The sequence below is a fragment of the Sinomonas soli genome (genome assembly GCF_054782415.1).
The window spans coordinates 422,477-432,297 of record NZ_BAAGSN010000006.1; the positions used below are offsets into that span (position 1 = coordinate 422,477).

Annotated in this window: 9 protein-coding genes; 5 read left to right on the plus strand and 4 right to left on the minus strand. The window is 70.5% G+C overall.

The genetic code is table 11. The features are described 5' to 3' along the window. Positions 1-34: 34 nt before the first annotated feature. Positions 35-2,029 carry a S53 family peptidase gene (locus tag ACYVKZ_RS07620; protein ID WP_460991528.1) on the minus strand — a complete coding sequence of 665 codons (1,995 nt, stop codon included), beginning with the start codon at positions 2,027-2,029 and terminating at the stop codon, positions 35-37. 280 nt (positions 2,030-2,309) lie between these two features. Between ACYVKZ_RS07620 and ACYVKZ_RS07625 the strand changes: the two genes are divergently transcribed. Together ACYVKZ_RS07625 and ACYVKZ_RS07630 are read left to right on the plus strand one after the other, a co-directional pair. After that, a complete protein-coding gene (locus ACYVKZ_RS07625; RefSeq protein ID WP_460991530.1) occupies positions 2,310-3,497 on the plus strand; it encodes a TerC family protein in 1,188 nt (395 codons plus the stop codon). Between the two features lie 47 nt (positions 3,498-3,544). Beyond that, positions 3,545-3,829, plus strand: a complete 285-nt coding sequence (locus ACYVKZ_RS07630) for a DUF1905 domain-containing protein (RefSeq protein ID WP_460991532.1) — start codon at positions 3,545-3,547, stop codon at positions 3,827-3,829. A 1-nt stretch (position 3,830) separates the two neighbouring features. Here ACYVKZ_RS07630 and ACYVKZ_RS07635 read toward each other — a convergent pair whose 3' ends face one another. The 3 genes from ACYVKZ_RS07635 to ACYVKZ_RS07645 all read right to left on the minus strand — a co-directional run bounded on the left by ACYVKZ_RS07635 (position 3,831) and on the right by ACYVKZ_RS07645 (position 6,718). Then, on the minus strand, positions 3,831-4,499 hold the full coding sequence (locus tag ACYVKZ_RS07635; RefSeq protein ID WP_460991534.1) for a haloacid dehalogenase type II: 669 nt from the start codon (positions 4,497-4,499) through the stop codon (positions 3,831-3,833). A gap of 175 nt (positions 4,500-4,674) precedes the next feature. Beyond that, a complete protein-coding gene (locus ACYVKZ_RS07640; protein WP_460991536.1) occupies positions 4,675-5,997 on the minus strand; it encodes a hypothetical protein in 1,323 nt (440 codons plus the stop codon). 85 nt (positions 5,998-6,082) lie between these two features. Then, complete coding sequence (locus tag ACYVKZ_RS07645; RefSeq protein ID WP_460991537.1) at positions 6,083-6,718, minus strand: TrmH family RNA methyltransferase; 636 nt, start codon at positions 6,716-6,718, stop codon at positions 6,083-6,085. 69 nt (positions 6,719-6,787) lie between these two features. Here ACYVKZ_RS07645 and ACYVKZ_RS07650 point away from each other — a divergent pair, with 69 nt between their 5' ends. The 3 genes from ACYVKZ_RS07650 to ACYVKZ_RS07660 all read left to right on the plus strand — a co-directional run bounded on the left by ACYVKZ_RS07650 (position 6,788) and on the right by ACYVKZ_RS07660 (position 9,511). Continuing rightward, complete coding sequence (locus ACYVKZ_RS07650) at positions 6,788-7,813, plus strand: amidohydrolase family protein (protein ID WP_460991539.1); 1,026 nt, start codon at positions 6,788-6,790, stop codon at positions 7,811-7,813. An 81-nt stretch (positions 7,814-7,894) separates the two neighbouring features. After that, the gene (ligK, locus tag ACYVKZ_RS07655; RefSeq protein ID WP_460991541.1) at positions 7,895-8,578 is read left to right on the plus strand and encodes a 4-carboxy-4-hydroxy-2-oxoadipate aldolase/oxaloacetate decarboxylase; all 684 of its coding nucleotides are present in this window, start codon (positions 7,895-7,897) and stop codon (positions 8,576-8,578) included. A gap of 12 nt (positions 8,579-8,590) precedes the next feature. Further along, a complete protein-coding gene (locus ACYVKZ_RS07660; RefSeq protein ID WP_460991543.1) occupies positions 8,591-9,511 on the plus strand; it encodes an amidohydrolase family protein in 921 nt (306 codons plus the stop codon). The last annotated feature ends 310 nt before the right edge of the window (positions 9,512-9,821 follow it).

Below are 9,821 nucleotides of genomic sequence, written 5' to 3' on the forward strand. Positions count from 1 at the left end.
CCCGCCGTGGGAGGCCCGCTCCCTCAGGAGCGGATCAGTGCGCCGCTGCCACCTGCTGGGCGAAGGCCTCGGTCATGCTGCCCACGCCGGTGACGTCGTCGTAGCCATGGGCCGTCGCGAGGGACGAGTCGTGGTCCATGCCGACCAGGTACGTGTTGCCGCTCACGGTGCTCGAGAAGGCGACGGCGACCGGGTCGGCCGGCGGGGCGACGTCGTGCTCGGCGCCGCCCTGGGCCGCGCCGTAGATCGCCGGGTTCGCGAAGCCGATGACCTTGTTGCCGGCCGCCTGGGCGATGGCCATCTGCGCCGCGGTCAGGGGCGAGGCGAGCGAGGTGCCGCCGTACGTCTCGAAGCCGAAGCTGCCCGTCTTGAGGACGTTGTCATTCGTGATGGGGCTCAGGCCGATCCGGTAGCCGGTGTACGGGTCGGCGAGGGATGCGACGTCCGGCGAGACGCGGTGGCCCTCCGCGAGGGCGGCCGGGACGACGCCGTTCTGGTACGCGGGCTGGGCGAAGACGGCGCTGGTGCCACCGCCGGCACCGAACCGGAACGGCCCGGGCAGGGATCCCGCGTAGACCAGGTTGCCCGTCGCGTCCTGCACCACGCGCTGGCGCGCGGTGCCCCACCCGGTCTCGAACTTGTAGGTGTCATCGGCGCCCACTGCGAGGCTCGTGCCGCCCACGGCAGTCACGTACGGGGAGCTGGCGGGGAAGTCGGGCGACGCGTATCCGAGGGCCGCGTGCTCGTCGCCGGAGTCGCCGCTGGAGAAGTACAGGCCGATGCCCTCCGCAGCCGCCTGCAGGTGGATGTTCTGCTCCCCCTGGAGGGCGTCCGGCGAGAGCGCCTCGCCCACGTTGCCGTAGCTGTTGGAGACGATGTTGGCGAGGTGCCCGTCGAGGATCGTCGACATGGCGATGTCCAGGCCGGCCCCGCAGTTGAAGCCGCCGACGTAGAGGATGTTGGCCCCAGGCGCGACGCCGTGGACGGCCTGGACATCCAGGGTCTGCTCCCCCTGCCAGCCGCTCGGCTGGGCGCAGAGGGCCTGGTCGAGGAACATCCGCGAGTCCGGGACGATCTGGCTGTACTGTCCCGGGGCGAGCGCGGGGACACCGCTGGCGGCGGCCCACGTGTTGGTGTCCGACTCGATGGTCGGCGAGGCGTACGCGTCGATGATCGCGACCGTCTGGCCTGCGCCGGCCCCGGTGCTGACTGTCCCCGGCGTGGACACGCCGTAGGCCCCCTGGAGCTGCTGGGGCGTGTACCCGCAGATGTAGGTCGGGAAGCTCGTGGCGCCGTAGGCCTCCGGCAGGGTGACGCTCTTCTCGCCCCACGAGGTGGAGCACGGAGCCGTCACCGGCGGCTGGATCGGCTTGCTGGCGTTGGGGGACGACGGCGACGCCTCACCCGCGGTGGGCGACGCCAGGGCCGGGCGGGTCAGCAGACGGCCCTGGTCGATCGAGACGGACTGGATGGACGCGGCGATGTCCGCGGGGAGCGAGGGCGCCGTCGCGGGGCCGATGAGGGTCTGGCCGCCGAACGAGTAGTCCTGCTCCGTGGTGCTGAAGACCTGGTTGATCTGGGCGACGGTGCCCCGGAAGACCACGTACAGGCGGCTCTGCGGGACGCCCATGATCACGAGGCCCTGCGACTTGAGCCAGTTGACGGTCGCGTCCACCGCGTCCTGGGTCGGGGCGTACTTCGAGATCCAGTCGGCGGGCTTGAGGTACTGGCCGTAGTCTGCGGTGCCGGGAGTGGAGACGGCGTCCGCCGCGGCCTTGGCGCCGGCGAGATCGGGGAGGCTGAAGTAGATCTCGCCCTCGACCGTCGTGTTGCTGAGCGGATTGCCCGTCTTGGTCCGCGATCCTGCCCAGGACGGGACCGAGCCCGGGAACGACTTCGAGCTCTTGGGCGGGGGGTTGGGCGGGGCGGCCGCCGCGCTCGTCGCGGCGAGCCCCACTGCGCTGGCCACGGCCGCGGTGACGGCCAGGGCGCGCAGGGAAAGCCGGTGGGAATTGTGATCTGGTGCCATGCTTCATCTCCCGTTCGGCCGGACACCCCAGTGCATCCGGCGTGAGCGACACTAGTTGCACTGAATGCCTTACAGGGAGTGTCCAGAAGCTGGGAGTTCGCCATGAGTTGGTGCCCGGCAGGGGCGCCCGGTAGGCTTGATAGTGCGCAGGGGAGTATCCCAAGCGCTGCACACGTCAGCACGTCGGGCGCCGGAGCCCGGCCGGGTGCAGCGGCCATCTGGAAGTCACAGGTGGTGGAGAGACTTGTGGCGATATCGCCTACCTGCGAAAGGGACATCCATGTCCGTCTCTCCCCTTGTCTGGGGTATCACCATCGTGGTGATCCTGGCCCTGCTGGCCTTCGACTACTTCTTCCACATCCGCAAGGCGCACGTGCCCACGCTCAGGGAAGCGGCCGTGTGGTCCTCGATCTACGTGGGGGCCGCGATCGTCTTCGGCCTCGTGGTCTTCGCGTTCGGCGGCGCCACGATGGGCAGCGAATACTTCGCCGGCTTCATCACCGAGAAGGCCCTCTCGGTGGACAACCTCTTCGTGTTCCTCGTGATCATGGCGAGTTTCCGCGTGCCGCGCGAGGACCAGCAGAAGGTCCTCCTGTTCGGCATCGTGTTCGCCCTGATCGCCCGCTCGGCCTTCATCTTCGCCGGCGTCGCCCTGATCAACGCGTTCTCGTGGGTGTTCTACATCTTCGGCATCATCCTGCTGATCACCGCCGGCAACCTGCTCAAGGGCGAGGACTCCGGCGAGGACGAGGCGGACAACTTCATCATCCGGCTCGCGCGGAAGCTCTTCCACACCTCCGAGCACTACGACGGGGACAAGCTCTTCACTGTGGAGAACGGCAGGCGCGTCCTGACGCCGATGCTCCTGGTCATGGTCGCGATCGGCGGCACCGACCTCCTGTTCGCCCTCGACTCGATCCCCGCGATCTTCGGCCTCACCCAGAACCCGTACATCGTGTTCACCGCCACGGCGTTCTCCCTCATGGGCCTGCGCCAGCTGTTCTTCCTCCTGGACGGCCTGCTGGACCGCCTCATCTACCTCTCCTACGGGCTCGCCGCGATCCTCGCGTTCATCGGCGTCAAGCTCGTCCTCCACGCGCTGCACGAGAACAACCTGCCCTTCATCAACGGCGGCGAGCACGTCCAGGTCTTCGAGATCACCACGGGCCTGTCGCTCACCGTGATCATCGGCGTGCTGGTCGTCACGATCGTCGCCTCGCTCTACAGCAGGGAGGGCAAGGCGCACGCGGCCGTCAACAACGCCCGCCGGCACGCGGAGAGCTACCTCGACCTCGAGTACACCGCCGATCTCACCGAGCGCGAGCGGGTCTACCGCGCCCTCCTCGACGAGGAGCGGGACATCCTCGAGATGGACAGGAAGTACCGTGACAAGGTCAAGGACATCGAGGCGATCCGCGCCAAGGTTGCCGAGGCCCACGAGCGGCACGCGGACTTCACCGCGCGCTGACCCGGGGCGGGGATGCGGACGCGAACGGGCGGGAGGGCGATGGGCCGATGCAGCTGACCTTCGACGGCACCGTGATCGAGTGGCGCGGGCCGGCACCCTTCGTGTTCGTCCGTGTCCCGGACGAGGAATCCGAGGAGATCCATGCCGTGGCGAACGAGCTGACCTACGGCTGGGGCTGCATCCCTGTGGGGGTGCGGCTGGGCACCTCCGAGTGGACCACGGCCCTCATGCCGAAGGACGGCGCCTACCTCGTCCCGCTGCGCAAGGCCTTCCGCGAGGCCGAGGGGATCGAGGTCGACGACGTGGTCCCGGTCACCCTCACGCTCGGATGACCTAGCGGAGCGCCGCCTCGAGCTCGGCGAGCGAGGAGACCACGACGTCCGGTGCGGCGAAGTGGCTCGGGTACGGGCCGCCGTCGCGGTCCACCCAGGCGGTGCGCAGTCCCGCCCTGGCGGCGCCGTGGATGTCCCACGGATGCACCGCGACGAGCACCATGTCCTCTGCGCGGGCCCCGCAGGACTGCGCCGCGAAGGCGTAGGACGACGGGTGGGGCTTCCAGTTCGGCGCGTCCTCGACCGAGAGGAGCTTCTCGAACTCGCCGGAGATACCGGCCGCGGCGAACAGCTGCTCCGCGACCTTGGCCGACCCGTTGGTGAGGGTGACGAGCCGGTACCCGGCCGCACGCAGCGAGCGGACGGCGTCGGCCACGTCCGCGTGGAGGGGGAGGTCGCCGAGCGACCCTGCGAGGCGCCGCGCGGCCTCCCCCGGGTGGGAGATCCCCGCGGCGTCGAGGAGCGGCGCGAGGATCCCGGCGCCGACCTCCGCGAAGCCAGCGGAGTCGCCGGTGGCGGCGAGCGCGAAGCCGTCGCGCAGGAGTGCGGCGAACCACTGCTTCGCGAGGTGTGCCGGGGCTCCGACGTCGGCGAACCGCTGCGCCATCGGCGACATGTCGGACAGGGTCTCGTTGACGTCGAAGACGATGATGCTGGGGGCGGTGGGCATGGACGTAGCCTAGAACCATGGCAGGCGCGGTGCCCTATCTCAGCTGCGCGGACGCACCCCAGGCCATCGACTGGCCCGTGCGGCTCGGGTTCTCGGTCGTGGCCCGCCAAAACGACGGCGGCCGCGAATGGACCCTCATCCGTACCGACCCGGCGGCTAGGCGTACCGTCACCGGTCAGATCCTCACGACCGGTTCGCCGCTGTCCGCGGTGACCTCGATGCCTGCAAGATCGGGCGCGCCGTCTCCGAGGTGCGCGGCGTCCGAGCCCTTCCCGTGCGCGTGGATGCCTCCGGCAACCTCGAGCGAACCGAGGGAGCCCTCGACCTCGAGCGTCGTCACGCCGCTCCCCAGGGTCGCGAGCCGGCCGCCGATCGAGACCGACCCGATGTCCGCGCCGGCCTTGACGCTGAGCGCCACGGCCTTGAGGGACACCTGCACGCCCTTGACGAGGCTCGTACCCTCGCCGCCGCTCGTCGTCACGTCGCCGGAGACGACCAGGGATCCGAGCGGCTTGCTGACCTGGATGCCCACGGAGCCGTCGCCGGTCGTCTCGATGGAGGCGAACCGGGCCTCGCGCAGGGACCCGTCGTAGAGGTTGAACCCGCGGGCGCCGCTGCCCGTGGTGCGGATCCTGTCGGTGACCTCGAGGAGGTCGATGTCCCCGAAGTTGACGAATCCTATGCCGCTGGGCCCGTTCGAGGTCACCGGCGCGTGCGCCCTCCAGACCCTGACAATCCCCCAGTTGTCCAGCACCATGTCATTCTGCCCGTAGGTCGTGACCGGCCCCGCGGTGACCACGCTGTCCACGGTGGCGCCGGAGATCACGAACACGCCGCCCGAGATGAGGTCGGGCGTGCCTTCGGGGATTCCGCCGCGGGTGTGGATCTCTCCGGTGCGCAGCTCCCCCACGGAGAGCACCCCGCCGTCGGCCCTGCCGGCCCAGTCGCCGTGGCCGCCCACGAACACGCCGCTGCCGCGCACCGGCGCCTCACGGGTTCCCACCGCGACGTCGAGCACCTCCGCGGTGATCGTCACCACCGATTCCGGCTGCCGGTTCCAGACGGTCAGCGCCCCCTGGAGCGCCTCGACGCCGAAACCGTGCGGGCGCAGCGGGCGGCCGCGCACGTCCGCCGCCTCGATGGTGAGGCCCTCGATCTGCACGTGGCCGGCGCGGACGGCGTCCTCCGCCACGAGGTACACCTGGCCCCTCGTCGTCACGCCGCGGAGCGTGAGCCGGCCGAGGTCTGGCACGGAGGTGTCGTTGAGGATGGCGACCTCATCCGGTTCGGTCAGGATCGTGACCCCGTCGAGGGTGTTGTCCGAGGACAGCCGCACGCCCTTCGCACCGAAGCGCAGCGTTCCGCCGCGCAGCGTGGCCCCGGGCGGCAGGGTGATCATAGGCGAGCCCGTGATCACTCCGTCGACGTCGATCTCCAGTACACCCGAGTCCAGGGCAGCTGCGAGTTCTTGGGCGGTCGTGACGGTGGTGCTGGCCATGGAGAGCTCCTTGCCTCGATGTTGCCGATCCCCACGGACAGGTGCCCCCCGACCACACCTTAGGAGTGCAGCGCCCCGAAGGCCACTACCCGGCGACCTGCCCGAAGACCCAGCGCCGCACCCACGCGTGCATCGCGATGGCGGCCGCCGAGGCGGCGTTGATGGAGCGGGTCGACCCGAACTGCTCGATGGAGAGGGTGGCCAGCGCCGCCGCGTGCACCTCCGCCGTGAGGCCGGGGCCCTCCTGCCCGAAGACGAGCACGCAGCGGCGGGGGAGCTCGTAGGTCTCGAGGGGCACGGAGTCGGGGAAGATGTCCACGCCGAGGATCGGCAGGTCCTCGCCGCGGGCCCACTCGACGAAATCCTCGACGGTCGGATGATGGCGGACGTGCTGGTAGCGGTCGGTGACCATCGCGCCGCGGCGGTTCCACCGCCGTCGCCCGATGATGTGCACCTCCTTGGCCAGGAACGCGTTCGCGGTGCGCACCACGGTGCCGATGTTGAGGTCGTACTGCCAGTTCTCGATGGCCACGTGGAACTCGTGCCGGCGGGTGTCCAGCTCGGCGACGATCGCCTCGTGCCGCCAGTACCGGTACCTGTCCAGGACGTTGCGGCGGTCGCCGTGCTCGAGCAGTTCGGGGTCCCACTCCTCGCCCTCGGGCCATGGACCCTGCCAGGGCCCGACGCCCACCTCGTGCTCCACGGTCACCTGATCTGCCACCGGACAAGGGTAGGACGAAATCCCCACGAGATATTGTCAACAATTTTGTGTGCACCTATGCTCGTCCTCATGATCATCGACATCCACGGCCACTACACGACCGCGCCCCCCGCTCTCGGGCAGTGGCGCGACCGTCAGGTCGACGCGGTCGGCCGCGGCACCGCGGAGCCGGACCCGGCAGAGCTGCGCATCAGCGACGACGAGCTGCGCGAGAGCATCGAGGCGAACCAGCTCAAGTTCATGGACGAGCGCGGGATCGAAGTCACGGTTTTCTCCCCGCGGGCCTCGTTCATGGCGCACCACGTCGGCGGGTTCGGGACCTCGTCGGCGTGGGCGACGATCTGCAACGACCTGTGCCACCGCGTCAGCGAGCTCTTCCCGGAGCGGTTCGCCCCCGCCGTCATGCTCCCGCAGTCCCCCGGCGTGGACCCGGCCACGTGCGTGGACGAGATCAAGCGGGCCGCGACCGAACTCGGGGCCGTCGCCGTGAACCTCAACCCGGACCCCTCGGGGGGCCACTGGAGCGCCCCGCCGCTGACCGACCGCTCCTGGTACCCGGTGTATGAGGCGCTCGTGGAGCACGGGCTCCCGGCCATGGTCCACGTGAGCACGAGCGTGAACCCCTGCTTCCACACCACCGGCGCGCACTACCTCAACGCGGACACGACGGCGTTCATGCAGCTGCTCCAGGGCGACCTCTTCGCCGACTTCCCCGACCTCAGGCTCGTCATCCCGCACGGCGGCGGCGCGGTCCCCTACCACTGGGGGCGCTTCCGCGGGCTCGCGCAGGCGCTCGGCAAGCCGGAGCCGGAGGAGCACCTCCTGGGGAATGTCTTCTTCGACACGTGCGTCTACCACCAGCCCGGCATCGACCTCCTGCTCGAGGTGATCCCGCACGGGAACGTGCTCTTCGCCTCCGAGATGATCGGCGCAGTGCGCGGCATAGATCCCCGCACGGGCCACCACTTCGACGACACGCGCCGCTACGTCGAGGCGGCCGGCCTCACCGGCGAGGACCTCGCCGCAGTCGAAGAGGGCAACGCCCGCCGCGTCTATCCGCGCCTCGACGCCCGCCTCGCCGCCCAGGGCCGCTGACCGCCCGGCCCTGCCCCGCCCGCCTCACTGCCCCGCCACCCCCGCTGTCCCGCCCGCCCGCCCGAGGAGAACCCCCGCACCATGTACGAGATCGGAGTCGTGCACCGCACGATCACCCGCGCCGAGGCCGCCGCGGTGAAGGCGCTGGCAGCGTTCGGCGTCGCCACCGTCCACGAGGCGATGGGCCGCACCGGGCTCATGCGCCCCTACATCCGTCCGGTCTACGGGGGTGCGGCCCTGTGCGGGACCGCCGTCACCGTCCTGCTCCAGCCCGGCGACAACTGGATGTTCCACGTCGCCGTCGAGCAGCTCACCCCCGGGGACGTGCTCGTCGCGGCGTGCACCACCGAGTGCGAGGACGGCTTCTTCGGCGAGCTGCTGGCCACCTCGGCCCGCGCCCACGGCTGCGCCGGGCTCGTGATCGACGGCGGCTGCCGCGACGTCGACGCGCTGCGCCAGATGGACTTCCCCGTCTTCAGCCGGGCGGTCAACGCCAAGGGCACCGTCAAGGCGACTCTGGGCTCCGTCAACGTCCCGGTGGTGTGCGCCAACGCCCTCGTGCACCCGGGCGACGTCGTGGTCGCGGACGCCGACGGCGTCGTCGTGGTCCCTGCCGGCCGCGCCGCCGAGGTGGCCGAGGCCGCCGCGCGGCGCGAGGAGAACGAGGAGGGCAAGCGCGCCCGCTTCGCCGCGGGGGAACTCGGCCTCGACATCTACGGCATGCGCGAGAAGCTCGACGCCGCCGGCCTCCGCTACCTCGACTGACCCGAAGGACCCATGACCACGCTCTTCGAGAAGACCCCCGGCTGGCTCGACTGGTACGCCTCACCCTCGGCGCCCGCCTTCACCCTCCCGCCCGGCGCAGTGGACGCCCACTGCCACGTCTTCGGGCCCGCCTGCGAGTTCCCCTTCGCGCCGGAGCGCAAGTACACCCCGTGCGATGCCGGCAAGGACCAGCTCTTCGCCCTCCGCGACCACCTCGGCGTGAGCCGCAACGTGATCGTCCAGGCCACCTGCCACGGGACCGACAACAGCGCCATGGTGGACGCCGTCCGCTCCGCCGGCGGCCGGGCACGCGGCGTCGCGACCGTCCGCCCCGACGTGCCCGAGGCCGAGCTCGCCCGCCTCCACGAGGCCGGCGTCCGCGGTGTCCGCTTCAACTTCCTCAAGCGCCTCGTCAGCGCCGCCCCCCAGGACCAGCTCACCGAGATCGCCCGGAAGGTCGCCCCGCTGGGCTGGCACATCGTCATCTACTTCGAGGCCGCAGACCTGCCCGACCTCGAGCACTTCTTCGCGTCGCTCCCGACGCCCCTCGTGGTGGACCACATGGGCCGCCCCGACGTCTCCCAGCCCGTGGACGGGCCGGAATTCACGCGCTTCCTCCGCTTCGTGGAGCGCCACGACGTCTGGGTCAAGGTCTCGTGCCCCGAGCGGCTGAGCCTCACCGGGCCGCCCGCGCTCGACGGCGAGCGGGACGCCTACCGCGACGTCGTGCCCTTCTCGCGGCGCGTCATCGCGGAATTACCCGACGCGGTGCTGTGGGGCACCGACTGGCCCCACCCCAACCTCACGGACCACATGCCCGACGACGGCCTCCTCGTCGACGTCATCCCGCACATCGCGGTCACGGCTGAGCAGCAGCACCAGCTCCTCGTCGCGAACCCGATGCGCCTCTACTGGCCCGACGAGGCCGTCTAAGACCCCCAAGAACCCTAGGAAGGGCTTCAGTGTCCTCTTGGAACGTGTCGTCTCCCCTGAGGGGCCTTCCTGCTCCGGCGCCAGAAGGCCGGGGCGGCGCGTAACCTTTCGGGGGCGCCGGACGATTACAGCGGTGGACGTCGGATCGGAACCTGTCCCCCATCGAGTTGCGATCCGGCGGACACTGTCCACTGCAGCCGGGCCGGAGCCCTCCCCCAGACGCTCCGACCCGGCTGCGGGTCACTTCACTGGCACTTGCCCGGGTTGGCGGTGCACCACTGCTCGTACTGGGCCACGTAGCCCTGGTGCT